22 protein-coding genes are annotated in these 26,330 nt (G+C 57.1%); 6 read left to right on the top strand and 16 right to left on the bottom strand.

Going from position 1 to position 26,330, the window contains the following annotated elements; all coding sequences use genetic code 11:
• Positions 1–610: 610 nt before the first annotated feature.
• From GOB87_RS00480 to GOB87_RS00420, 13 genes are all read right to left on the bottom strand, one after another.
• Positions 611–748 carry a hypothetical protein gene (locus tag GOB87_RS00480; protein WP_166312581.1) on the bottom strand — a complete coding sequence of 46 codons (138 nt, stop codon included), beginning with the start codon at positions 746–748 and terminating at the stop codon, positions 611–613.
• A gap of 26 nt (positions 749–774) precedes the next feature.
• Positions 775–1,089 carry a hypothetical protein gene (locus tag GOB87_RS00475; RefSeq protein ID WP_166312580.1) on the bottom strand — a complete coding sequence of 105 codons (315 nt, stop codon included), beginning with the start codon at positions 1,087–1,089 and terminating at the stop codon, positions 775–777.
• Positions 1,089–1,514, bottom strand: a complete 426-nt coding sequence (locus tag GOB87_RS00470; RefSeq protein WP_166312579.1) for a hypothetical protein — start codon at positions 1,512–1,514, stop codon at positions 1,089–1,091. The genes GOB87_RS00475 and GOB87_RS00470 overlap by 1 nt, the downstream gene beginning before the upstream one ends.
• Positions 1,511–3,076: a phage tail protein gene (locus GOB87_RS00465; RefSeq protein ID WP_166312578.1), complete on the bottom strand. Its 1,566-nt coding sequence runs from the start codon at positions 3,074–3,076 to the stop codon at positions 1,511–1,513. Before GOB87_RS00465 ends, GOB87_RS00470 begins: the two co-directional genes overlap by 4 nt.
• 23 nt (positions 3,077–3,099) lie before the next feature.
• A complete protein-coding gene (locus tag GOB87_RS00460) occupies positions 3,100–5,001 on the bottom strand; it encodes a hypothetical protein (RefSeq protein WP_166312577.1) in 1,902 nt (633 codons plus the stop codon).
• On the bottom strand, positions 5,001–5,678 hold the full coding sequence (locus tag GOB87_RS00455; RefSeq protein WP_166312576.1) for a hypothetical protein: 678 nt from the start codon (positions 5,676–5,678) through the stop codon (positions 5,001–5,003). The genes GOB87_RS00460 and GOB87_RS00455 overlap by 1 nt, the downstream gene beginning before the upstream one ends.
• Positions 5,678–6,073, bottom strand: a complete 396-nt coding sequence (locus tag GOB87_RS00450; protein WP_166312575.1) for a hypothetical protein — start codon at positions 6,071–6,073, stop codon at positions 5,678–5,680. The genes GOB87_RS00455 and GOB87_RS00450 overlap by 1 nt, the downstream gene beginning before the upstream one ends.
• Before the next feature lie 59 nt (positions 6,074–6,132).
• Positions 6,133–7,500: a DUF4043 domain-containing protein gene (locus GOB87_RS00445; RefSeq protein ID WP_166312574.1), complete on the bottom strand. Its 1,368-nt coding sequence runs from the start codon at positions 7,498–7,500 to the stop codon at positions 6,133–6,135.
• A gap of 82 nt (positions 7,501–7,582) precedes the next feature.
• Complete coding sequence (locus GOB87_RS00440; RefSeq protein ID WP_242006077.1) at positions 7,583–8,104, bottom strand: phage scaffolding protein; 522 nt, start codon at positions 8,102–8,104, stop codon at positions 7,583–7,585.
• A gap of 9 nt (positions 8,105–8,113) precedes the next feature.
• Positions 8,114–9,592 (bottom strand): hypothetical protein, encoded by a 1,479-nt coding sequence (locus GOB87_RS00435; protein WP_194303143.1) that lies wholly within the window; start codon positions 9,590–9,592, stop codon positions 8,114–8,116.
• 50 nt (positions 9,593–9,642) lie between these two features.
• A complete protein-coding gene (locus tag GOB87_RS00430; protein ID WP_166312572.1) occupies positions 9,643–10,938 on the bottom strand; it encodes a terminase in 1,296 nt (431 codons plus the stop codon).
• A 44-nt stretch (positions 10,939–10,982) separates the two neighbouring features.
• Positions 10,983–11,276 carry a hypothetical protein gene (locus tag GOB87_RS00425; protein ID WP_166312571.1) on the bottom strand — a complete coding sequence of 98 codons (294 nt, stop codon included), beginning with the start codon at positions 11,274–11,276 and terminating at the stop codon, positions 10,983–10,985.
• 208 nt (positions 11,277–11,484) lie between these two features.
• Positions 11,485–11,727, bottom strand: a complete 243-nt coding sequence (locus tag GOB87_RS00420) for a helix-turn-helix domain-containing protein (protein ID WP_166312570.1) — start codon at positions 11,725–11,727, stop codon at positions 11,485–11,487.
• A gap of 283 nt (positions 11,728–12,010) precedes the next feature.
• On the opposite strand from GOB87_RS00420, the gene GOB87_RS00415 reads away from it, so the two are divergent.
• The 3 genes from GOB87_RS00415 (at position 12,011) to GOB87_RS00405 (ending at position 17,025) form a co-directional block, all read left to right on the top strand.
• Positions 12,011–13,072 carry a quinone-dependent dihydroorotate dehydrogenase gene (locus GOB87_RS00415; RefSeq protein WP_166312569.1) on the top strand — a complete coding sequence of 354 codons (1,062 nt, stop codon included), beginning with the start codon at positions 12,011–12,013 and terminating at the stop codon, positions 13,070–13,072.
• A gap of 14 nt (positions 13,073–13,086) precedes the next feature.
• Positions 13,087–13,959, top strand: a complete 873-nt coding sequence (locus tag GOB87_RS00410) for a TIGR01459 family HAD-type hydrolase (protein ID WP_166312704.1) — start codon at positions 13,087–13,089, stop codon at positions 13,957–13,959.
• A 66-nt stretch (positions 13,960–14,025) separates the two neighbouring features.
• On the top strand, positions 14,026–17,025 hold the full coding sequence (locus tag GOB87_RS00405; protein ID WP_166312568.1) for a rhamnan synthesis F family protein: 3,000 nt from the start codon (positions 14,026–14,028) through the stop codon (positions 17,023–17,025).
• A 2-nt stretch (positions 17,026–17,027) separates the two neighbouring features.
• Here GOB87_RS00405 and GOB87_RS00400 read toward each other — a convergent pair whose 3' ends face one another.
• The 3 genes from GOB87_RS00400 to GOB87_RS00390 form a co-directional block, all read right to left on the bottom strand.
• Positions 17,028–19,142 carry a beta-N-acetylhexosaminidase gene (locus tag GOB87_RS00400; RefSeq protein WP_242006065.1) on the bottom strand — a complete coding sequence of 705 codons (2,115 nt, stop codon included), beginning with the start codon at positions 19,140–19,142 and terminating at the stop codon, positions 17,028–17,030.
• A 10-nt stretch (positions 19,143–19,152) separates the two neighbouring features.
• Positions 19,153–19,359 (bottom strand): hypothetical protein, encoded by a 207-nt coding sequence (locus GOB87_RS00395; protein WP_194303157.1) that lies wholly within the window; start codon positions 19,357–19,359, stop codon positions 19,153–19,155.
• 88 nt (positions 19,360–19,447) lie between these two features.
• Positions 19,448–20,284, bottom strand: a complete 837-nt coding sequence (locus GOB87_RS00390; RefSeq protein WP_198911700.1) for a hypothetical protein — start codon at positions 20,282–20,284, stop codon at positions 19,448–19,450.
• 359 nt (positions 20,285–20,643) lie between these two features.
• Here GOB87_RS00390 and GOB87_RS00385 point away from each other — a divergent pair, with 359 nt between their 5' ends.
• From GOB87_RS00385 to GOB87_RS00375, 3 genes are all read left to right on the top strand, one after another.
• On the top strand, positions 20,644–23,031 hold the full coding sequence (locus GOB87_RS00385; RefSeq protein WP_166312567.1) for a glucose/quinate/shikimate family membrane-bound PQQ-dependent dehydrogenase: 2,388 nt from the start codon (positions 20,644–20,646) through the stop codon (positions 23,029–23,031).
• Positions 23,032–23,169: 138 nt separating this feature from the next.
• A complete protein-coding gene (locus tag GOB87_RS00380) occupies positions 23,170–24,585 on the top strand; it encodes a sensor histidine kinase (RefSeq protein ID WP_166312566.1) in 1,416 nt (471 codons plus the stop codon).
• A gap of 135 nt (positions 24,586–24,720) precedes the next feature.
• Positions 24,721–26,313 carry a bifunctional aspartate transaminase/aspartate 4-decarboxylase gene (locus tag GOB87_RS00375; protein ID WP_166312565.1) on the top strand — a complete coding sequence of 531 codons (1,593 nt, stop codon included), beginning with the start codon at positions 24,721–24,723 and terminating at the stop codon, positions 26,311–26,313.
• Positions 26,314–26,330: the final 17 nt, after the last annotated feature.

Here is a 26,330-nt window from a genome sequence, read left to right as displayed (position 1 = left end):
CTCGAAGGTGTTCTGATCGTGCGTGAAATTGACACCCTCGGAGTGATGACGAATCCATTGCGTTCTTTAATTTCTCCTTTTGTCTTTGATATACGTGGAATGTGAGCACGCAACATGCGATCGGTTGAAAAAGTCGTAGGTCTCAAATTACCAATTGCACGGACAGGAAAATGTTCCATACGCCGCGCGTGTGTCTCTCTGTGAACAAAAGACGCAATAGAGAAACTCTGCCGTGCTCGCTGTTTAGATATTAAAGAAACTTTTTCTGGTTCACGAACCTCTGCTCTCCACGGTCTTTCGGAAGTCGAGGATATCCGACGAACACCAGTGCGTAGAATCAGTGAAGATGCATGATTACGCACCGACCTATCCATTGAAGGCGCAGGCGAGACAGAAGCTTCTCGACGCAGGACAGATACTCTGCCTTCCATTTCATCATGAAGGTTCTGCCCCCGCCGCAAAAAACGGGGCATAAGGCGAGCCGCGCCTGGACCAATCTCAGAAGCGCGAGCCACACTTCCTTTTCGTCCGGTCACACGCCGCTGTGCGTGGCTGTCGCTCCTTCTCCGAAACATTTCCGATCACTCCACATACCTTCCCGCAGGAAGGCTCACTCCCTCCAGCAGAGATTTTCCCATGAGAACTCCCCTCCATCCATCGTGCCGGCAACCACGAGAGCAGCGGCACGTGTTTTCCAGTCCCATTTCATGATGATTTCATAAGGAACATTCGCCTTGAGAAGCATCATGATGGTCCACATGGATGGAGAGGTTGCTAGTTTTTTATGTCGTGGACCTGATCTTCATCATCGACCTGCAAATGCCGTTCAATGGCGTCGATACCATCCGCCCCGATCTGATTGACCAGATCACGGATGCCATTTCGGCTGGAAGGAAAAGGAACAGGAATGCCATCGATGGCCCGCACCGAGCACCATGCCTGAGCCGCATTCAGATACGCTTCGTTGCGGGCTCCCTCACTTCCACAAGCCAGAAGAAAATCAAGGATCTCTCCCGGATTCATTTCACGATAGGACAGCTTCCGTCCTTCCGCTGTGACAATTTCCGTATCATTTCCAGCCTGGCTCATCAGATGGCACGCCTCTGACTGGCGAAAAAGGTCACCGATTGCGAAACGATGCTATTGGCATCGAATTTCCCCGCATTCGTGAACGCCAGTGTGACACCGCTATACTCAAATTTTGAGGTTGACCCATCATTTTCTTCAATATAGCAATAAAGCACACCGGAAGAGATGGTGTTTGTATTCCAAAATGCCAGTTCGTCCTCATTGAACAGCGTATCAAGTGCGGCATTCGCGCGATCAAGAGTGAAGCTGCCCCTCCAACCCGCAGGCGTGTTGAATTCGATAGGTGGTTTATTCAGCGGATTGGCGCGCTGAACATGGATTTCCTGCTGGGCGTGAAAATCCACTACATCCTGCAAATCCACACGCGTACCATTCCAGACAAGAATGATCGAGCCCTGACGGCCAAGGGTATAAGGTGTTGTCACGATGCGCTGGCCACGGTCACGTCGGCCCCTCCATCAATATTCACGATGAACTTCCTGTTCACGCCGAGATAGGTCACGCTGACATCGGCCTGCACAAACCCAAGAGCCACACGGGACTGTGGATTGTTCGATGATGAACACGTAACCGAATAGGCCACGCTGCCATCTTCCGTGCCAATCACACCTTGCGATTGCAGGTCGGACAAAAAACCTGTCAGTGTCGCTTCAATATTGCGGAACAGGGTGGGAGAAATCGGCTCACCGATGTAGATGCCCATACCGTCCGAAATCGTACGGGCAATGAAATTGTTTACACGGGTGTATTCATCGCCATCAATTTCAGAATTGCTGGAAAAGTTGAATCCACCCCGCACCGTCCAGTAACTCCCTCCAGGAGCCGGATTGCTGATGACGTCGAAACCGTTCTCAAAAAGCGAAGACAATTCAGAGGACGAATACGTCAGAGTCTGACCCGTACTCGTCAAACCGCTCTTCTGACTCCCGACAATGCCATAAAGCTGCTTGTTCAGACTGGGCAGTTGCGGCGACAGAGACGCAAGACGACCTGCGACAAAACCTGCTGGTGACACCAATCTTGTCAATGAATTTTCTGAATCATACCAATATATCCAGTCGCCAAACATGACCTTGAGGGCGTAACTGTCCACTCCCGCATTAGTGCGGCTGGCGAGTGCATCGGAAATCGCCTGCCCAGCCGGACCGCCGGAAATCATATAAAGACCTTCAGCCACGCCAAAAGCCACCTGCACGGACCATGTGGAGCTGTCCGTTACGCCACTCAACACGCCAATGCTGCAATCCTGTCCGCGCAGGACATACATGCCCGTACGGGTGACACCATCTGTGCCCACAAGATTTTCTGCGACAACCCCTGTATTGCCATCCTTGCCATTGACGAGGGTGATGTTCGCTATTGCCGTTGGTGCCACGCTCGTTTCGGCACCCAAAGCCGCCACAACGATATTGCTCGGTCCACGGGCGTTTGACACACCATTATTGACAGCCGACACAAGAGCCGCCCAGAAATCAGCAGGGGCGCTTCCGACCGCTATGTTATCGAACGTCTCAGGAATACTGTTTGGCATGGAAACCGTAAGCTTCCACGTATTCAACGCCGAGCCAGCCGAAAGCGCCGCCGTAATGGTGTTACCTGATGTCCCCGTATAACGCGCAGAGAGCAACACAGGGTAAGTCGCACCATTTTCATCGGCCAGCAGAGCCGCGGATGCAGCAGCATCCGTACCATCGGTTACGCGAACACCAACGAAACTGGAGGCTCCCTGCAAAATCGCTGTGGAAACGACCGTGGCCAGATCGAACTGGTTCGTCTGCATGAGACCGAAAGCCACGATACGTTCAGCGGACGTACCAAAAACCAGAGGTGTATTTACCGGTCCCCACGACGCTGTTCCCACAACGCCAATGACATTTGTCTGCGCTCCAGAAAGTGACGTGCTACCATTTGTCTGGATCTGCACATAGAGATCCGGAACCACGAGGGAAGCTGTATTCAGCGTTCCAGATTGAGTAATGATACCCATTTTATGCCCTTGATGTTATGAAATCATACGTCAGGAAAAATATCCGCAGCTTTGATTTCTTCGATCTTGTGCGCAACGCACATCACGCGCGTTTCATCCATATCCGTGTCCCCACGGGTAGGCGCTAGCCATGTACCTTCGATAAAATCATTCCATGCATTGATAAGACCTACTTTTGCCGAAACGCTTCCAGAATTTCTGGAAAAATTCAGAAGATCCTGAACAAGTTCCGCGCAAGCCTCTATATTTTCCTCATAAAATGAATCTCTATTTTCATTCTCTCTGAGTGGAAATAATGCTTGCGGAACATCCGCCAATGGTCGCCTGTCCCATCCCATCATCGCCACAGGAATTATAGGAGAACCGCTTTTTTCTTTGTCTTGCCAATCGTTTTTTACACTTATTGCCAACTCGGAATAAGGAGTTGGTTCTATGATCGGTTGGGCAATATTTCCTGCTGCAATTGCGTCCGCACCAACTTTTTTCCGCATGCGCTCTACTTCACTTTGAACACTGACAGGTGATGGCACGAGAAGAACATAAGGATTGGACAAATTTTCAGACAGTCTTTCTTTTCGAATTTTTCTTATGTAGTCGGCTACAATATTAACTTCCGATAACGAAATATCCATCGATTCCATACCAAGACACAAAAGAGGACGATCGTCCCCAAACAAGAAATGGCTTGGATCATTTAAATATATTTCGTATTCAGGTTGATGGCCGGCAACAATCTGCTCAAAATGCACAAGAAAACCGAATTTCAATGCGTTCTTTTGTGCACTGGAAAGATAAAGGGAGAAATCATCTCCCTTCCCATCCAACCAGAACTTTGTATCGAAAATCCAGAATGACAAGCCGCATTGCACTGCCGACGTAATTTCTACATCCATAACCGCCTGATCCGCCACAGGCCATGACACACTCCCGGAAGGAGACGTCAGTGTATTGACAGGAAGTCGATCAGACCACTGAGCATCAGAAAGAGCGGTTGCGCATTGCTGGTCCACAGAACGTGTCATATTATACCAGAAGTCCTGTCGGAATGCTCCCATAGGAGGTAGATCCGAGATATTCAAGCCTTCCTTGGTACCTAATGTCAGGACGTCATTGACCACCCCAGTCGTCCACATAACCGGCACGGTAAGTAACGCCTCGCTGAAAGCAATTTCTGCCCTCCATTCGAGTTCAAGCCCATATACATTGGCATTCAGGTTGGCATTATTGAGTTTACGCCCACAAAATCTAAAATTCCCCGTATCAACCTGGGCCAACGAAAAATCATTACATTCCAAAACAGCATCCATCACCGCTTTCTCCATGGAATCACGATGAAAAATGGAGGGTGCATATAAGGAGATGATAAAACTTACATCTGACCGGCCAGTTTCCCGTTGCAAGAGGAGACGCCCAGACGCTTTTCCAATGAGAACGGTTCCTGTCGTGCTCGTCAGCGTCGATTCAATACATGTACAGGTCGAACGCCCAATAGATGCCACAAGTGCAGAAATCTTCTGCGCTACCAGAGTGGCCCCCTGCCCTTTTTTCACCTCAATGGGATAGGATATACCCTCAATCTCGATACCAGCCACACCATCAGTTTGTGCTGTTCCCACAAACGTGGTGGAAAATCCATCGCGTGCATTGACGGCTTCCAGCCCAAAACAAAACTGCTTCTTGGCTTTCCGCCAGTCACGCCGATAGCGTGTCTTGTCTGTCACTTGGCCTTCCGCCTGATTGACGACAATCCATCCTACCGGCGTGAGCGACATCAAATCCTTTTGCAGTTCCGTCTGCTGAGGTTCCCCACGCGCCACCTTGACATCCAAACCGATACTGGAACGCATGCATCCAATATCGGTCTGGGGATAAATCCGTTCCGCGATGACTTGTGCCAGATGCTGTTCAACCTGAGCAATTGTCATCACGTCTGATCCGCTGTCACTTCGATACGCAGACCAAAAGGCGTTTGCTCAACGGAACACACATGGAAAAAGTTATTGTGTTCGTCCTGCATACGCAGTCCTTCATGGATCCTCACCCTTGGAATCACAGGCATAAGGATCTCCCATCCCGCCACCCTGACGTCCGTTCCCAGATCAGTCGTTGACTTTCCTCCGCCACCAGATCGCAACATTGATGCAGGCCAACCTGTAGCCACTGAAATGTCATCTTTCCTGACAGGACCCTGAGGTACACGCAAACCGAAATCGTCATCATCCAATGATGAATCTGACTGCAAAAAAGAAATGACAGCATTTGTCATGATCACAAGAGACGGCCGAGCAGGCTCTGTACGAGCCACGAAATAGGTATCGGTCAGGAGAGTAGGAAGATCAGAATCCGGGATGACCTGAAGATAATCTCCAACCAAGATATCACTATTCACTGAGGCAAAGAGGGAGACATGCCCCCATGTATCAGGTGAAGTTCCTGGAAAAGAAGCTGACATGTCAAACAGACTTTTCAGTGCAATTGAATCACCCGTTCCAAGAGGATCAAATGCTTCCTGTGGCCGCTTCCGCATTACAGGAACGCCCGCGATCGAAGCAGCCTTAGTCAGACCGGATGAAATTTTTTGCTGTAATAAAGAAAGGTCCATCAGACTACGAGCCTGATATCCGTTGATTGCCAGGCAGGACCGGGACGCACCCCGAGAAAACGAACAAGTTCAAATCTCTGCTGGTTGAACAGACCAATTCTCTGTGCAACCTCGTCCTTATTATGTGTCCACACCGATGCCTTGTCGGTGTCCAGATTGGACGCCGAAGCTGCAGGCCCTGTTTCCAACGACATAAGGGTCGTTAACATACGACGCACGACGTTAATTTCTTCAGAGGATAATGTATTCATTCGATACTCAATCGAGCATCGGTTTGAATAGTCGCAAAAAAAACCGAAACCATGGCCATTTCCCAGAAGTGGATACCAGCAATAACGCCGGATATCCACTTTCTCGCCTGCCGTCAGTTCGGTTTGTGGCGCAACGTCGCTCACGTCCCTATCCCTTCAATGACCGGTAATTCCATAACCAAGGAACCACCGGTCATGCCACGTTACAGACTCTCGATAACCACACCGCGTTTAAGATAACTGTTGGTCGAAGTCGGAATAATTGTCGGGTTGACGGTTGCGTCGGTTGGCAGTGCAAAACCGCCGATCCAGTACCACGACTGAGCGATCATCTGTTTCAGACGATCCAGGGGCTCACGTGTGACCATCATGATACCATCTACGTTCTCGACCAGCGATCGCTCGCTATCAGGAAGTTCAAGAGCACCACTGTAATCGCCCTCGATCAACGCGCCCTGACCACAAACGATGGCACGATGAATGACTCCCGCCCCAAGGGACGCCTGCAAAGGTGCTTCCGTCGTCGGGATGAAACGAACACCAAGAAGCTCCACAACGGAACCTGCCCGATAGGTATCGCTTCCGTAGGCACCTCGATAGAGATATTTAAAGTCTCCATCGCGGAAAAGACCAAGCATCTGCTGATCGTCCAGATAACAGTGATAAGCACCATCGATTGTCGGAACATTGTTCATACGCAAAGCCGCAACCGCTGCCAGAACCGTCTGGATGCCCAGCGTGTCACCTGTGACATAGTTGCTGGATCCATAGTTGCCCGTAGGCGCCACAAGCTGGGCCGTCGTAAGACGGTTGTTGGGACGCAGAACCAGCGGCGCCGTGGAGCTGACCACCGGACTGCCCGCTGCGCCATCACTGACTGATACCGAGGTGGACAGCGTCAATGTCCCCGACTGCCCCAGAGGAGCAGTGGACGTGTTCACGCTATCCGCCGTCACCGACACAAGCGTGTAGGCATTGCTTCCGATGGTCACCGTCATGCCAGCGGACTGCGCCACCGACACAACCTGTCCGGTCGAATTTACCAGCCTTTCGAAACCACGGATATCATCCACAGCCACCTGCGTACTGCTCGAACCGAGAGCTGTAGTGACACAGGTATTACCTCCCATGTAACCACCCACACCACCGACACCCCCGCCAAACAGCGCATTACGCGCAATCCGGTCCAGTGACTGAAGAGCCTGAATACCATTGGTATTGGCATTAGCGAGGAACTGATCGGCAATTCCGACGCCTTCGCTGACAACGTTCAGGTCAATGGTGTCGCCATACTGATTGATGGTCAGTGTGTACTGTTCGACACTCCACGTCGAAGGCGTAAGGCCATTGTCGAAATTGACATTCTGCGACGGATTCATCGGCGTCGTCACAGGAGATTTCAGCCCTTTACGCGTCTTGGTGATCGTCTCACCGACACGGTTTGGAAAGACTTCCCGATCCGCGATAGCACGAAAGGCAATACGGGATTGAAGACCAGCAGAAAATTCACGGGCCAGATAACCCTGCTGAATGATAGGCTGAAGCTGTGATGGAAAATTATCAATCGTCACGTAGGAATATCCTTAATTGTAGCGACGCGCGTAGGATGGCGCGAGCTTCTTCAATGACTGGCGATATTCACCTTCGGAAAGGTCACGAATAGAGCCCGAGGACACGCTTTTCGCACGCGGAGCCGAGGCAAGCTTTGCTGTCCCGCTGACACGTGTCGAGTTTTCCTTGGCGCCAGAAAAAAGAAATGGCTTTTTTTTCTTTCAGTTCTTCAAATGCCTCTTCAACACCACAGACATTGCCGCTTTCATCAACAGAAATAGATGCGATATCGAGCAGCGGAAGACATTCCATGTCCACGAGTCCCGAAGTAACAGCCGCCGTGCGAATGGCAGCATCCTTACGAACTCCGGCAATCTCCATCGCTCGGGCCTCGGCGGTTGTCTGGGCTTCATTACGCACTTGCGTCAGTTCCGCCTCAATAGCGGCCGCACGTGCCCGCGCTTCCACCAGATCCGCCTGGGCCTGCGCCAGCTGGTTCGAAAAAGCATCCGCTACGCTGTCAGCCGCTGATCGCAGACCGGATGAGGCAGAAGAAGACGCCGAGACCTCCGGAGCCGGAGCGCTCCCGGATCCGTCATCGGGACAGCGCACGTATGTATGCATGGTTTCCATTCAAACCTCAGTCATGTCACGGTCCTCGACTGTGCCCGACAGGGCAGACAGACGGGCATCGTGCGACTCAAAATCGTTTTGTATTTTGTTGATTTCTTCACCAACATTCTGAACATGCGTTGCAGGCCGCATCATTCTGACCGCCGTATCAACGGACACTGAACCTGAAGACCTGGCAGCCTGTACCGCATTGGCCATAGTCTGCATGTCCCCAAATGTCGGTTCAAACCATGGTGGCCACACCAGTGAAAGATTCTCTAACTCCAGGGGACCATATTGTTTGCCGCGTATAGTCAGTTCCGGAACAATCTGGCTGATACGAGCAATAAGTCTGATGACTGACAACAGACCGAACTCTCCATAAGACCGTCGCAGCCGTCCGGTAAGCCAGGTCAGACCGAGGCACATCAACTCCATTGCACGTCCCGACTGACCTGCCGAAACCTTGTCGCCATGCGCACGATTTCCATGCATGGCCTCAAGGGCAAGCGACCGCAAAGATTCCCACATGTTGAGTGCCGCCGCCGCACCTGTTCCATTGATCTCAAGAAGTTTGGCTTCGCCGCCCTGTGGGAGAGCGATAGCGTTCGACGCATCCTTAGTAATGGGAGGAATGCCTCCGCCCGGCATCATGTATTCATCAACCGACAGTACCATCGTCGGATCGGCGGAATATCTCAGCCCTCGTACCGTCTGCGACAAAAGATAATCAGCATCGATCATAGCATCGATACCCGCGGCAAATGTACATTTCCCTTCTGGATATACAGGGTCCGTTCCGGGAAGATTCCGGATCCATACAACCGGCACCACTCCCAACCCATGCACAAGAGACCGCTCGTCGTCACGCACAAGGTCATCCGGCATACCGACACAGGCATCGACGCGGATCGGTTGGTACCAAATTGTCTCCTGTTCCGTGAAATCACGAGTAAACCAGTAATTCCCGGCCTCAAACTGGCCAAAACCAGCCCGTCTCAATCCTTCCGCATCAACAATATACTGCTCACGAACACGGATCAGTCTGGAGGCGTCAAACAAAGAAAATATCGGTTCCAGAAAACAGGTTCTTTTGATCTCGATGACGAGTTCGTTCTCAATCACCTGCACGAGAATCGCCACAGAACCAACCGATCCCATGACGGCCGCCTGCTCCATGAGAGAGGACAGATGCATGGCTTTCACAATCTGACGGATCGTGTTTTCCGCCTGGTGATTGGCCTGTTCATCTGCTCCATGGACCGTGACCGATGGCCAATGCGAGGCTCCAAACAGAAGAGAGACCGAATCATCTACAACAACATTACACAGATTCGACCTGACCGAGGGACGCCGTCTGTTTATGGGAATATAGGTACCATCCGTGTCGCAACTTCTGAAAAACGGATGATGGATATGATCGTACAGCGTACCGTCAAGAACACGCTCAAGAGCCAGAAGTTCGCGTGTCCGGTGAGAATACCGGGACGGGAACATCATGCTCCGCTTCAATTCCTTCCAGTCCAATGATTACTACCTTTTCAGATTGCCTAACGCTCAAGAAATCTCAAACGACTGCCATCAACGGCTTGGGATGCGAAACGAAAGAAAAGGTAGTATCCGGTCGCATCGACCAGATGATCGTACCCTCCACTTTTATCCGGCTCCGAAGAATTCACGAGATAGGCGTATCGTTCATAGCTTTCGATGCTTTGTGTGCACCTTGGTGATACAAATGCCCGTCTCTTCCCCGATGAGGTAAGGAACATGGAATTTGTAAAATTCAACCGGTCCCGCACGGCAGGTGCCTTTCGCCGGGTTACCACCGTCAATCCATAGGACTTCAGAATGGAAATATCCGTATTTCCACCAGAGGACGTGCGTCGACACCCACCGGAAGGATCTGGATAAACCGAAATATGTCCTGCCTGTACGGTGGCATTACCCGAAAAATCCGATGCCCTGATTCCGTATCGCACAACAATCTCTTTCGCCATCTCATCCGTGTTGGAGGTGGGAAGAACGATCTCGTCAATCTGGAACGTGATCGTCTCTCCTTCTGGCGTCTCCTGCTCCTGCCAGACCGTGGCAGACATAGGATTGATGTTGAAATCCAACCCAATAAAAACCGGACTATCCGGATCATAGGTTCGATCTTTAATAGACCCAGAATGCGAAAACGCGTAAATGCACTGACCTGCGAAACTTTCGAAAGACGCTTCATACTCCTGACGAAACTGCCGTGGATCTAGTGAACTGCGCGCAGACGCGATCTCCTCTTCAGAAACATTCCCTCCTTCAATCGTGGTGTAGGAGCATGACCACCATCCGCGCTCATGTGTCGGTCCATCCTGACCTTTTTCATAAATTTCATGAAAATGATCGCGCCCTTTTGGAGTTCCAATGAACAGCGCATGCCCCTGTGCCGTCGAAAGCATAGGTCGAATAACCTCGTTCCACACACCCGGGCGCGTATCCGCCCATTCATCTCCCACAAAGAAAAACAGACCCGAACCTCGTAAGGCATCATAATTTTCAAGACCTACGACCCGAACCACATGTCGATATGGCCCCACCTCCATGGACAGATCGGACTCACGTGGCTTTGTCCACAACCATGATGGTGGGAAAAACTTTTTCAGTTTTGGCCAGAATATCTTCCGCGCCTGGCGAAAGGTGGGCGCCGCATACCAGATCTCGTTGTCGACGGAGATCCGGCGCTCCACGGCAAGACGAACCGCACGCCTTATTTCTTCTGTCGTTTCAAACGTCTTCCCGAATCGTCGTCCGCATACCGCAACACGAAAACGGGATTGTTCCTTCCAACCCGCCTGATAGATCGTCATCTGCGGATTGGTCAGAGATACCCTTGTATTCTTTCGTCCAGCCGTCATTTTTTCCCGATATCGATCCGACCCGGTGGCGCGTCAGACAGAATCTCCTCACGCATGACATCCCCTCGCCCACGATCGGTGGACTTTAACGCCCGCACGAGATCGTTCTTCTCATCGCGGGCCAGACGACTGGAGTGTTCTTTGAGAACAGCCAGCAACAACAGCACATTCGGCGCAATTTCCTCGTTCCCTTCTCCCTTTTTTCTACGAATGGACACACTCTTCACACCAGACAAAGCCAAATCCCGCACCGATGAGGTCAGATCGTCATGAAAGAGACCACGCGCCAACGTGATCCGTTCCCTTTCGTCAGGATTTGTCTTCAGATAGAAGTAAAGAGACGACAAAGACGCCCCAATTGTCCGCAGACACTCAGAAATATTTCCATTTCCTGAGATACATTCACACAGGGAATCAAATTCGGAATCCGTCAGGGGCCGGCGCTTCTTCTTCATGGGAGGCAAAATTTTCGAATCCGATACCCGGGAACACGATGTTTCAACGCGAAGCCGAAGAGAACCCGAATGACTTCAGTCCAATCGCTTCGCAGGAAATCGCGCTACCGGGGGCCAGAGGCTCCCAACCCGCTTCCTTGCGTCTCTCGGTGGCCGAATGCATCGCACCGCATGATACGCCCATCTGTACAGTCAGACGATGAATGTAACTGCGGCTGACCCCAATATGTCGGGCCATTTCCCGAATGGACATGCGCTTCTTCTGGCACACACGCAGTGCATCCATGCAGCGCAGGCGCTCTTGCTCATCAAATTTCTTTGCCATGTGACAACCCGGACATGAAGAACCAGCGCGCAATCGTGCAAATGCACGCCCGTTCAAGTAAATTCGTGGGGAATTGCACATCAGTTCGTGCAATCATGTCCTTTTGTTAAGTGTCCCCACTCACCTCATCAATCGAATACCTGAAATAAACCACTTGATAAGACAAATGGGACACCAACCCCATTCCACACCCACACAGCCAATCCCCTTTTCAGACCGGACGCATTGAGGCAGCATCCGCCCCATGACAGACATCACCTCCTCCCTGCTGCCGCTCGTGCGGAAACTTGACCCCGAACAGGCCCATCGTCTGGCCATCGAGGCCCTCTCTCTGGGCGTAGGCATCCCGGTCACACATCCCAAGGATGATCCGGCCTTGGCCGTGCGCACGCTGGGCATGCGGTTCCCCAACCCGATCGGCATGGCGGCAGGTTTTGACAAGGATGCCCGCGTCCTACGCCCGCTCGCACGCCTCGGGTTCGGTTTCGTGGAAGCGGGGACCGTCACCCCACGTCCGCAGCCCGGCAATCCGCAACCGCGCTTGTTCCGGCTGGATGAAGACCGCGCCGTCATCAATCGCATGGGCTTCAACAATCAGGGAATCGACCGCTTCACCGTGCGTCTCGCCCGCCTGCACAGAGGAAAAGGCTTCCACCCCAGCGTGCCGGTCGGTGCAAATCTCGGAATCAACAAGGTCGGCGCCGTTCCCGAGCGTGACTACCCGGCCCTCATCGGGCGTGTGAAGCACTACGTGGACTACATCGTCCTCAACCTGTCCTCACCCAATACCCCCGGCCTGCGTGCCCTTCAGGGTGCCGCACGCCTGACCGAACTGCTCGGGGCTATCTCGGCCGCCCATGCCACACGACCACCGCTGCTTATCAAACTGGCCCCGGATCTCTCCGAGGACGAAATCGGCCCCATCGTGGAAGCGGCCATCGCCGGTGGCGCACAGGGCCTCATCATCAGCAACACCACTCTCGCCCGTCCGGCTGATCTGAAAAGTCGTTTCGCGTCCGAAGCGGGCGGCCTGTCCGGCCGACCGCTCAAAAGCCGCGCCCTCAGCCTTCTGCATGACGTCGCCCGTCTCGTGAACGGTCGCATCGCTCTCATTGGCTGCGGCGGGATCGAGACAGGCGCCGACGTCATCGCCCGCATCCGCGCAGGCGCAGATCTCGTGCAGGTCTACACAGCCTTCGCCTATGATGGCCCGGCCCTGTTGCCTCGCCTCAAACGCGAAATGCAGACCATTCTGCGCGAGGAAGGCATCGAGACCATCGCCGACCTGAAGGGAGCCGATCTGTGACCACCCGCCGCCCCATGGACGTACTCAGCGGTGTTGCGCCCCTCGTCCCCCGTTATGACGGCTTCATCGTGGACCTGTGGGGCACGGTCCACGACGGCGTGAAACCCTTCCCCGGCGCGCTGGAATGTCTCACCGCCCTTCGGAAAGCGGGCAAGAAGATCGTCCTGCTTTCCAACGCGCCACGCCCGGCCAATGTCGTCCGACGCCAGTTGCGCACCATGGGCGTTCCTGACGAACTGTATGACGGCCTCGTCACCAGCGGGGAAGTAACGTGGCAGATTCTCGCCAACAGCAGCCAGCCCTCGGCGGCAAACCGCTGGCCATGGGCCAAGAATCTTGGCACCCGCGTCTTCCATATCGGAGGGCAGCATGACCTCGCCCTGTTCGAAGGGCTCGGCGTCGAACTCGTGAAGAACCCGGCCGACGCCACTTTCGTTCTCAACACCGGCCCGAGTCAGGAGCGCGGTCAGACCGACATCGAGCCTTACCTTGAGCCGCTGGCCGCCTGCGCCGTGCGCGATCTGCCCATGGTCTGCGCCAACCCGGACATGGAAGTGATCCGCGGTGGTGTGCGCCTCATCTGTGCCGGTCTCCTTGCCCGCACCTACGAGGAAAAAGGAGGCGTCGTCCACTGGATCGGCAAACCCTTCGCGCCCGTCTACGAACCCGTCTTCGCCACCCTCGACATGCCACGCGAGAAGATCATCGCTGTGGGAGACGCCCTCGCCACCGACATCCGGGGCGCCAAGACAACCGGCATCGACGCCCTGTGGGTACTTGGCGGCATCCATGGCGAAGGACTGGGCAACGATCCCGCACTTGCGCAGGAAGAAGCCGACGGCGCCGGTCTCGCCCCCATCGCCACGGTCCCTGCCTTCGTATGGTGACATGCCGTCCGTCACGCCGGTTGAGAGCGATTGCCCCACTCCGCCCGGCATGACAGAAATCAGGCCATGAGCACGGACCCACACAGCCTTATCGCCCACTCCGGCCTGTTCGACGCCGCATGGTACCGTGCCCGTCTGCCCGAACACGAACGTGACACGCCCGATCTCGTGGCGCATTTCCTCACCGAAGGCACACGTCGCCACCTCAATCCCGGTCCTCTCTTCTGCACGGACCGCTACCTCACCCAGTGCTGGCACCTCGTTCCCGGCATCGACAACGCTCTCCTGCACTATCTCACGCAGGGCATCGCGGAAGGACGCAGCGCCGAAGGTGTGGAAGATCGCGGCCTGCACAATGACCGTGGTCCCACCACACCCACACGCCTCACGCCGCTGCCAGCCCCCTGCCCTTCCATCGCAGTGGCCATCCACGCCTACCATGTGGATGTTTTCGAACACGACATCCTGCCACGCCTGCATGGTTTTCCCTGCCGCACCACCCTTCTCATCAGCACGGATACGGACGAAAAACAGCGTCACATCAAGCATCTTCTGAAAGATGCCGAACTAAACGCCACTGTCCTCATACGCACAGCGCCCAACCGGGGACGCAATTTCGGCCCCCTGCTTTCGCTCTTTCGCAACGCCATCCTCGGTCACGATCTGCTGCTGCATCTGCACACCAAGAAATCGCTCTATACCGGAACAGAGCAGCACGGCTGGCGCACGACCCTGTTCAACAACCTCCTTCCCACACAAGAAGGAATCGCCGGCATCATCCGCCGCTTCACGGACGATCCCACACTCGGCCTCCTCCAACCCGCTCCCGGCCCCGCCGTGCCATGGTGGGCCTGGACGTGGCTCACCAACGCTCCACAGGCCGTTCCCCTGCTCAAGCGCCTGAACATCACGCCACCTGCGGGCTATTTCGACTATCCGGTCGGCGGTATGTTCTGGGCACGCACAAGTGCCCTCGCACCCCTCCTGAACCTTCCTTGGACATCCGAGGATTTTCCCCTCGAACAAGGTCAGACCGACAGCACGCTGGCCCATGCCATCGAGCGCTGCCTGAGCCTCGTTGCACGCGCGACCGGTCACCGCGTCGATGAATACGACCGCAGCGCCGGTCTCATCCGCATCGGCACAGGGCGTAAGAACCTCGATCTCTACGAACGCATCACCCCATCCACCCTCGATGCCGAAATCCGAACAGCCCGAACCGTGTCCTTCGACCTGTTCGACACGCTGCTCACCCGCATCGCGCTCACCTCCGATACGGTGCACTACACCGTGGCCGATCGCCTCGCCCGCACGTTTCCTACGCTCTCCCCGCCGGGCCAGCAGTTCGTCACGCTCCGCAGCAAGGCCGAGCACCTTGCCCGCAAGGCAAAATTCGACACCGATGACGTCACTCTGGCCGACATTCACGCTGCCCTCACCACCCTCACCGACTGGCCCCGAGAAGCTCTCGATCTCGCCCGCACTGAAGAAATCCGGATCGATCAGGCCATCCTGCGCCCCCGTCCACGTGTCATCGACGCTCTCCGCACAGCCCGCAACGCCGGGTGCCGCACTCTGCTCGTCAGCGACACCTATCTCACCCGCGCCGAACTCGATCCCGTGCTGGAACGCACCGGCATCGCCCCATTGATCGACGAAATCTCTCTCTCCTCCGAGCACCTTGCCCGCAAAGACCGAGGCGATATGTGGGATCTCCTCAAGGCACGGGAGGACACGACAACGCTTCTTCATGTGGGCGACAACGAACAGGCCGACATCCAGCGCACCGCCGATCTCGGCATTCGCCACCAGCACGTCCTCTCCGGTCTCAACCGACTGCGTCTCTCTCCGCTCGGTCCCTTGGTACACGCCAGTCTCGCCGCCCCACCCGGCGCTTCCGCTCAGTTGACGCAACAGCATCGCCTCGCCGGAGACCTGCTCCTCGGGCCGCTCATCACCGATCTCTTCGGCTCGCCTTTTCTCTTCCCGCCCACACCGGGAACCCGCACAGACAGCCTTACCGCACCCATTACGCTCGATCATCCTGAAACGGTCGGACGCGTCCTGCTCGGTCCCCTGCTCACAACCTTCCTCGCGCGCCTCGCCCTCCATCCTGCTCTCACGCAATTGGACCGGCTATATTTTCTCTCACGCGAAGGCGTCTTCCTTGAGCGCCTCTACACCCGTCTGCGCGAACGCTGGCGACCCGACCTTCCCGAAGGCCGCGTCTTCCCCATCTCGCGCCGTGTAGCCATAAGCGCGGCACAGGCGGTCCGTTTCGATCCCGACATCCTTGCCCGCAGCGGTGATGGCTATCGCGGCACCATGGCCGCCTTGCTCGAAGCCCGTCTGGGCCTCGTGTTGCCCCCCGACCACTCTCTCCACGATCTTCCCATCGCCCTGCCCGAAGATCGCGCAACCACCCGCAGCCTCACTCTCCTCCTACGCCCAGAGATCGAGCGACAGGCCGCCCTCACACGCGAGGCGCTGCTGTCTTTCGCCGCAGCGCAGGGAATGGAAACGCATGACGGCAACCGTCACGGCGTCGTGGACGTCGGATATGGCGCCACCATCCAACGCCACCTCCAGACCGTCCTTGGCCAACCACTGACAGGGTTCTACATGGCCGCCGAGCCCGGCACCCGGCGTGTGGAAAAGACCGGCGGCCTCGCCTTCGGACTGCTGGCCGCCGATACGGCCGCCACAACCTTCCGCGTCGATCACTCGATTTTTCTCGAATCGATCCTCACAGGCCCATGCGGTCAGACCATCGGCTACGACACGACACGCACGCCCCCTGTGCCTCTGACGGGACCGAAAGGCTTTAGCCAGCACCATTTCCCCATCCTGACGCGCATCATCGACGGCGCAGAATCCTTCCTTACAGATCTGCTCGACAGTTACGGGCCGCACATTCTCCCGGCTCTCACGCATGGTCCCACAGCCGCCCTCACGCCTCTCAAAGCCCTCAAAGAAGGCGCTCTCCTGCTGTCACCGGATATTGCCGACGCCCTGTTCACCGAAGACGCTTTCTGTGGCCGCGGAGAAGTCGCCGCACGCCCCTGACGCTATCGCACACCCTGCACAAGCGCCCGTACGCCTGGGACGATATCGATCAACAGCCCACCAGCCGGGGGCACACCCGGACCGGGCAATACGTTCCACGAACAGGACGCCAAGGCCTCGGCCTGTCCGGCCAACAGCCGCTCCGCGTCCATCCGCCAGCCCGCATCAGTCTCTCCACGCAATGCTTTGAGAGAAACACTCGCAAGTTGTGACAACTGTCGTGAAATCGGACGAACATCCATCAAAGCCTGTGAACGCTCCGCCACCGAAGCAAAAGCCGCATCGTTGGTCGCCCATTTCACCAGCACCGCTTCCAGTTCCGGACGCACCGAGCGCTCCCCCCGTGCATAAGCCAGCGCCAGCGCATTGAAATGGAGTGCCGCCGCATTATCAGGAACCGCAATCGCCACCGGCCATGTCAGCAGAGCCTCACCCGCTGTCTTCGCCATCCGGTTGATACCATAATTCCGAATAGGACTTGTCATGTCGAGCAACGTGCGAACCGGCTCCACATCCGTTCCCGCCAGACCAGCCATCATCGCCGTCCGCTCGTGCTGAGTCCTGAGTCCCAACCGCTCCAGTTCATCCTCCACCAGAGGAAGACGCCGCTCCATGTCCGTCACACCCCTTACGGACGCCGGAGACCACAGTCGCTCGGCAATCGCTGCCGCACGCGGCCACAACCGCCCGTCCAGCATGGGTTCGGACACTTCTTCCGTCCATAACGGCATTTCCCCACCGAGCACATGACGCTCCTGCTCCGCATCGAGCGCACGCGCCTGCGGGTCCATGGCAAACGCCTCCGCATGCGGAAAATGCTTGCGCTGTGCCGCCGCCAGTTCCGCCGCCGACATACCCTCGGCCTTCACATCAAACGGGTCCACTTCATAAGATTGTCGCGCTGGACGCAGAAGATCGAGATAATACCCAGCCGCGACAATCGTCGGATGCCCCGTCGCCGTGGCCTCGCCCGTCCATTTCGAGGCCCGCCAGACTTCCACGGCCACCGACCGGGGCACCGGCGCCGTCATCACCTCGTCCCACCCGATCATCGTACGGTCCAGAGAGGTAAGCACCTGCCGCACCTGTTCGGTGAAAACCGCCTGCAATGCTGCGGCATCCCGGTATCCGTGCGTCTGCATCCATGCCGCGATCCGGGGCGATCCGGTCCACTGCGACGCCACCACCTCATCCCCGCCTGCATGGAAGTAAGCATCGGGAAAAAGCGGCACCATCTCAGAAAAAAGCGTTTTTACAAAAGCCAGCGTACGCGGATTGGTCACGTCCAACGCGGGATTGTTCGGATTGCCTGTCGCCACCGTCTCCGGTCGTGCCGCCAGCTCGGGATACGCCTCCAAAATGGCGCGCGCGTGCCCCGGCACATCGAACTCCGGCACCACGCGAATACCCCGATCCGCGGCAAAAGCCACAAGATGCCGGATATCGGCCTGCGTGAAATACCGGTCGTGCGACGCCACCTGCTGCAACCGGGGAAAACGATGGCTTTCCACACGAAACGCCGTACCGTCGCTCAGATGCAGATGCAGCACATTCAGCTTGGCCAGTTCCATCGCGTCCAACTGACGCTCGATGGTCGTCACCGACAGGAAATGCCGCACGGGGTCAATGACAATGCCACGCCACGCAAAACGCGGCGCATCGTCAAACACAGCCGCAGGGAACTCCACCCCCCCATCCGAAGATGCACGAAACTGAAGAACCGTCGCCAGCCCGCGCAGAACACCCGCCGGTCCATCGGCTTCCAGCGTCGCATGTCGCCCTGTCATCTCAAGCCGATAGTGCTCGCGCGCGGCCACTGTCAGCCATCCGGCATCCGGCGCATAACGCACCGAGAGCGAGCAGACCGCCCCACTTTTTGCAAGAGCGCTCACCCGATGATCAAACCGCACCGCTGCACGCCGGAGTAACGGCGTCGGTGCAGTGGCCCATGTCACCTCAACCCGGGCGCAGGGCGCTGCCGTCCCCCCCTTCCATGTGACAGAAGAAGGAAACGGCATCAGGGGGTACCGACCGGTATCGGTCGCCTCAGCCGCAAATGGGAAGACAACCCCACTCGCCACCAGCGCCAACACCCCGACGATACAACCCCGCTTCATACGCCTGCGATCACTTGCATCGTGTGAACTTGCCGCGCTCATCCCGACAACGCGGAGGACGGGGCGGCGGACATTTCGTGAATTTCCCCTTCGCATCGCGGCACGCTGGCGCCGCATGGGCCACACTCATCACCGTGAAAGAAGAAGGAACCGCCACACTGGCACACGCCATCATGGCAAGCCCGAAACAGGCTGACAGAACTCGCGAACGCATCATCTTTCGTCCTCACGACCGCTCGCCACAATCGACGACCGGACATCTTCACGATGCCTCACCGTCAAGGCCTCCCGCAAGGGAGACACAATTACACGGAACGGCTGACCAGCATCCGCAGGCGACTGGAAATTTCATCGGGCAGAACAAAGAGTCCCTCATGATAATCCCACTCGCCCCGCACCTGTTTGAGGATCAACTCGTCATGCATGTCCCCCATCAGCCCGTTGATGGTGGCGAGATAAAGCGACAGCGCATTCAGTTTCACGGACGGGCGGACGACACGCAGCGTATCCACAAACGCCGTCCGGCGACTGATGATCTTGCGCAGGGCATGAAACTGCCGCCCCGTAATCGGCTTTTCACCCTCCAGAGCCGCCGCCAACTTTCCGGTCTCGGCTTTCTGGAACGTCATGAACTCGTCCGGCGTGGTCGGCTGGAAGGCCGCCAGACGATGCCGGATCATGGCAAAAGGCCCTCTCGTGAGAGCCAGCCGCAGCACAACAGCCAGCCAGACAGTCCGAAGCTGCTGCCCGTTTTTGAAGGCGTCCTGCAAGAACCCCATGATGCTGGTGATGAAATGAAGCTGCCGGGGGTAACGGTGGCGGCGATCGAAATTGGAGCAGGCAAAACGCATATGCTTGAAGCGCGCCCGAACCTTCTTGAAAGCGGCGCGTTCCTCTGCATCGGGAGACCGCGTGAGCGCAATGCGGACGATCAGACGGCGAAAAGCATTCAGATCCACGCCGCGCTCAAGCAACTGCCAACAGAGACGATAGCACGCCTGCAATTCTTCTTCCGTGCAGCGGGGCGAAACGTCATCCGGACACAAGACGGACAGGTCGATCTCGTCGTCCACCATGATGTTGTGGAACAGAGCGGCAAGCTGAGCATCGGACGCTCTTGGAACATCAAGCTGAAAGGACATGCTCTCCATCCGGCTATGCCGTGCAGGGGCCAAAAAGGAAACGCCGGACACGCGCCCGACACGCCGACAAAAAGACACGGTTCCACCCCGAAGTCGATACATCCATCACACGAGCTGTATCCCACACCCAACATGAACGGCAGAAAATTCTCCAAACATCGTCAAAGTTAACAGAAACAAAAATATCCTCTGAATAATATGAAATAAAACGCAATACTTCAGGTAAAATTTCATCTCCTCATTGAAACGAAAAGAGATTTTACACTTCACACCCCATCCACCGATGCCTCACCATTGACACCGTATGACCAATCCACTTTCTTCCACCCCACATTACTCACATGCAGGTCCATCAATTCATGACGACAAAAGCGGCGCGCAGGCCCGGTTTCATTCTGACGGCAACAGCACTCGCAACCGGCGCACTCGGGCTGGTCCTTGCCGGCGCCGGAACATGGTTGGCCACCCTCGGCGGCTCGCTGTTTTACGCACCCTGCGGCCTCGCGCTGCTTGTGGTTGCCGTCCTATTGTGGAAGCGCAACCTTGCGGCATGGTGGCTCTACGCCGCTCTTGTCGCCGCCACACTCATCTGGGCCGTTACGGAAGCTGGCTTCGATTTCTGGACGCTTGCACCACGGGGCGACATCATCCTGCCGCTCGGCCTGTGGCTCCTGCTCCCCTTCGTCACCCGCGATCTCGGCCCCAAAGCCTCCCGCGCCCGCGCGCCTCTCGCCGCCAGCATCGTCGCTGGCATCGCCGTGTTCGGCTATGCCCTGACGCAGGATCCACAGGACCGCACCGGCTCCCTGCCCCAGGCCACCGCTTCCGTCACTCCCGCCGATGCCGACGAAAAGCCTCCTGAGGACTGGAGCGCTTATGGCGGCACCCAGTTCGGAGACCGCTACTCCCCGCTCGCACAGATCACGCCTGCCAATGTGAAGCAGCTCAAGGTCGCGTGGACCTTCCGCACCCACGACCTCAAACGCGCCGACGATCCCGTCGAAATCACCGATGAAGTTACCCCCATCAAGATCCACGACACCGTCTATCTCTGCTCGCCCCACCAGCTTGTCTTCGCGCTCGACGCCGCGACCGGAAAGCAGCGTTGGGTGTTCGATCCCAAGATCACCTACAACGCCACCTTCCAGCATATGACCTGTCGCGGTGTGTCGTGGGCCGCAACGCCGCCCATGGACACACCTGCCGCGGATGACTGCGCCGAACGCATCTTCCTGCCCACAAACGACGGGCGCCTCATCGCGCTGAACGCCGCGAACGGTCAGCTCTGCACCGGCTTCGGTCGCAATGGCGCAATCGACCTCACCGAGGGCATGCCCATGCGCACGCCCGGTTTCTACGAACCCACTTCGCCGCCCGTCGTCACCGACAAGGTCGTCATCATCTCCGGCGCCGTGACCGACAACTACTCCACACACGAGCCCTCCGGCGTCACCCGCGCCTACGACCTGCGCACCGGCCAGCTTGTCTGGGCCTTCGATCCGGGCAATCCCGACCCGAACGAGATGCCCTCCGCCACCCATCACTTCGTGGCCAACTCTCCCAATTCGTGGATCACCTCATCCTATGATCGCAAGCTGGGCCTGATCTACATCCCCACCGGCGTCGCCACCCCCGACATCTGGGGCGGTCACCGCACACCGGATCAGGAACGCTACGCCTCCGGTATCCTTGCGCTCGACGCCAACACCGGCCGGAAAGTCTGGTTCTACCAGACCGTCCATCATGATCTGTGGGATATGGACATCCCCGCCCAGCCCAGCCTTGTGGACATTCACCGTCCCGACGGCACCGTCATCCCCGCGCTCTACGCCCCCGCCAAGACCGGCAACATCTTCGTGCTAGACCGCCGCACCGGACAACTTGTCGTCCCAGCCCCCGAAACACCCGTGCCACAGGGCGCCGCCCCGGGCGATCACCTCTCTCCCACACAGCCTTTCTCGGACCTCACCTTCCGTCCCAAGAACAAGCTGACGGACGCGGACATGTGGGGTGCGACCATGCTGGACCAACTGGTCTGCCGCATCATGTTCAAATCCCTGCGCTATGAGGGACCGTTCACACCACCTTCCCTGCAAGGGACGCTCGTCTTCCCCGGCAATCTCGGCATGTTCGAGTGGGGTGGGCTCGCCGTCGATCCGGTGCGGCAGGTGGCGTTTGCCAATCCCATCGCCATCCCCTTCGTCTCCACGCTCATTCCGCGCGGCCCGAACAATCCTGCTTCACCTGATGCCGCCGCCGGACCATCCGGCTCGGAGAGCGGCGTGCAGCCACAATACGGCACGCCATACGGCGTGGACCTGCACGCCTTCCTCTCGCCGCTGGGCATTCCCTGCAAACAGCCCGGCTGGGGCTATGTCGCGGGCATCGACCTGAAGACCAACCGCATCATGTGGATGCACCGTAACGGCACAACCCGTGACAATTCCCCGTTACCCATCGGCTTCAAGGTCGGCATCCCCTCCCTTGGCGGCCCCATCGTCACGGCGGGCGGCGTGGCGTTCCTGACCTCCACCGCCGACGCCTATATCCGCGCCTATGACGTCACCACCGGCGCACAACTGTGGCAGGACCGCCTCCCCGCTGGTGGCCAGTCCACACCCATGACGTATGAGGCGAATGGCAAACAATACGTGCTGACCGCCGATGGCGGCCATGGTTCGTTCGGCACGAAGCTGGGAGACTACATCGTAGCCTACACGCTCGCGGACACACCCGCGGAACATTGACACCCGGTGGCGCGTTGCAGGTGAGACAGGCACGGAGAACCATTCCCAACTCCTTGTCCTGTCCCACCGCCGCCCGGTAAATCTCAAATTAGAGATTCATCTCTAATTTGATGGGTCAGCAGCGCGAGGAGGTCGAACGTGTCCCATTTCTCTGCCACTCAGGAGACAGTGCGCGCCACAGACGGCCTTCCTCACGCGCACGCCACATCTTTGGCCGGACTCTCTACCCTCACCCTCGACCTGATGCCCGACCTCATCTGCGTCACCAGCGCGGACGGTCACGCTCACTGGAGCAACAACGCATGGCGCACCGCACGCCACCTCGGCCTGTCGGAGAATGCCGAATGGCTCCGCAGCGTGGCACCGGAAGACCGGCTTCACGTTTTGCGCACGCTGAGAAAAGCGCACGCCACCCGCCAGTCCACCGAAACCGATCTGCGCCTGCGCGCACCGGGACAGTCACCGCGCTGGTTCCTCCTGCGCATCGTTCCCGACCACAATGAACAGGGCGACCTCAGGTTCTGGCTCCATATCCTGACCGACATCCACACCCGCAAACAGCAGGAAATCGGGCACGAGAAACGCGCCGCGCTGATCTCTCACATGCTCGATGCCAGCCCGGACTGCATCAAGGTCATCGACGCACAGGGCGCCCTCGTCCACATGAACCGCGCAGGATGCGAGGCCCTCAACGTCGATCCCGACAGCGGTTTCGGAATGGAGTGGCTGCCGCTCCTCCCACCCGAGGTCCACCCCGAAGGACAGGAAGCCTTGGACACCGCAGCACAAGGTGAAAACGCCCGCTTCCCCGGCGAAAGCCGTGTACCGGGTGAACAACCACGCTACTGGGACAATATGCTCACCCCCATCACGTCAACCGATGGCAGTGTGCGCTCCATCCTCTGCGTCTCACGCGACGTGACACTGGCCCACGAAAATCGTCGCCAGATCGACATCCTCCTGCACGAACTCAACCACCGCTCACGCAACCTCCTGACCGTGATTCAGGCGCTCATCCGCCGCTCCGTCCCCAACCCGGACGAACCCTTTGTGGAAACCCTTACACGGCGCGTCTGCTCCATTTCCCGCAGTCAGGACATTCTACTTCAGGGCGCATGGATCGGCGCCTCCATCTCCGACCTGCTGATGACCCAGACCGCCGTCTCAGGTGACAGCGCCGGTCATCAGACCGTCTTTCGGGGTGATCCCACCCTTCGCCTCCTGCCCGATGCCGCCGAACGTCTGGGCCTCGCCATTCACGAACTGACCACCAACGCCATCAAATATGGCGCCCTCTCCACCCTCAGCGGAACCGTCACCATAGAAATGGGGAACGACAGACCAATCCGACGCAACCACCTTCTTCTTGCGCTGGGCCGAAACCGGCGGCCCCAGCGTCATGCCTCCCGCACGCCGCGGCTTCGGTTCGATCGTTATCGAACACAACCCCCGCACCCTGCGTGGCGGAAAGGTCCACTACGATCTGAAAAAAGATGGCGTCATGTGGGAATTTCAGGCTCCAGCTACCTCCGTCCTGCGGCTGAAAGGCGATGAAAAATCCACCTGCCTTTCTCCCGCAGACGTGAAGGCGTAACCATCATTTTCCCCTGCCCACCCAACTCTGCTCTGAGTGCAGAAATGTGTTAGCCATAAGCCCTCTGCCGATACCGGATCAGAAGGGATGATCTCGTGGTTGCTGATTTCAGGCGGTTCAAGAACCTCAGTCCTTTCGAACTAAAGGACAAACTCATCCGCATGGCCACCCGCAAATCGGGCCGTCTCATGCTCAACGCCGGTCGCGGCAACCCCAATTTCCTCGCCACCCTGCCCCGCTCCGCCTTCTTCCATTTCGGTCAGTTCGCCCTCGCAGAGTCCGAACGCTCATTCTCCTACATGAGTGCTGGCGTCGGAGGGCTGGCGCGCATCGAAGGAATCGAAGATCGCTTCGACCGCTTTCTCGCAGAACGACGCGGCCATAACGGCACACGGTTCCTCGCTCGCGCCTTAAGCTATGTGCGCGACCAGATGGGCCTGCCCGCTGACAAATTCCTGCACGAAATGGCCGAAGGCATCCTCGGTTGCCACTACCCAACGCCCCCGCGCATGCTGCCGCTGAGCGAACAGGTGACCGGGCACTATGTACTCAAGGAAATGACCGGCGACACACTCGCTCGTGACGACGTCGATTTCTTCGGGGTGGAAGGTGGCGCTGCTGGCATGGCCTACATCTTCAACTCGCTCAAGGAAAACGGCCTCCTGAAAAAGGGCGACAAGGTCGCGCTCGGCATGCCAATCTTCTCGCCCTATATCGAGATTCCGCATCTCAAGGAGTTCGAACTCGAACAGGTCGCCATCCACGCAGACCCGCATCAGGACTGGCAATATCCAAAATCCGAACTCGACAAGCTGCGCGATCCCAACGTGCGCATCTTCTTTTGCGTCAATCCGAGCAATCCCACTTCGGTGAAGATGGACGATGCCTCCATGCAGGAGATCGCCCGCATCGTGCAGGAAGAGCATCAGGACCTCATCATCATCACCGATGACGTCTACGGTACGTTTGCCGACAATTTCCGCTCCCTGTTCGCCGTCTGCCCACGCAATACGATCCTTGTCTATTCCTTCTCCAAGTATTTCGGCGCAACCGGCTGGCGACTGGGCGTGATCGGCATGCACAAGGACAACGCCATCGACGGACTGATCCGCAAACTTCCTGCTCCGCTCACAGCAGAACTGACCGAGCGCTATTCCAGCCTGACTACCGATCCGAACAACCTGAAATTCATCGATCGCATCGTGGCCGACAGCCGCCTGGTAGCGCTCAACCACACCGCCGGTCTCTCGACCCCGCAACAGGTGCAGATGGTCATGTTTGCCCTGTTCTGCCTGATGGACGAAGGCGACCACTACAAACAGACCGTCAAGAACATCATCCGCCGCCGCGAAGCCACGCTTTACAAAGCACTTGGCGTGGAACCGCACGAAGATGCAAACGCCGTCCATTACTACACAATGCTCGATCTCAAGAGCATCTGCCGCTCTCTCTACGGCAACGAATTCGCCGAATGGGTGGCCGAACGCTCCAGCACCAGCGAAATCCTGTTCCGCATCGCCGATGAAACCGGCGTCATCCTGCTACCCGGCGAAGGCTTCGGCGTGAAGCACCCTGCCGCCCGTGCCTCCCTCGCGAACCTCGATGAATATAACTACATCTCCATCGGTCGTTCCCTACGAAAGATGGCGGATGAGTATTATCAAGCATTTCTGAAAAGCCACGATTAAAGATTAACAGCGTGAGC

Origin of the sequence: Acetobacter estunensis (genome assembly GCF_011516945.1) — a bacterium.
Lineage (GTDB): Bacteria > Pseudomonadota > Alphaproteobacteria > Acetobacterales > Acetobacteraceae > Acetobacter > Acetobacter estunensis.
The sequence above is the reverse complement of the archived record's forward strand: the minus strand, read 5'-3'. Positions and strand labels throughout refer to the sequence as shown.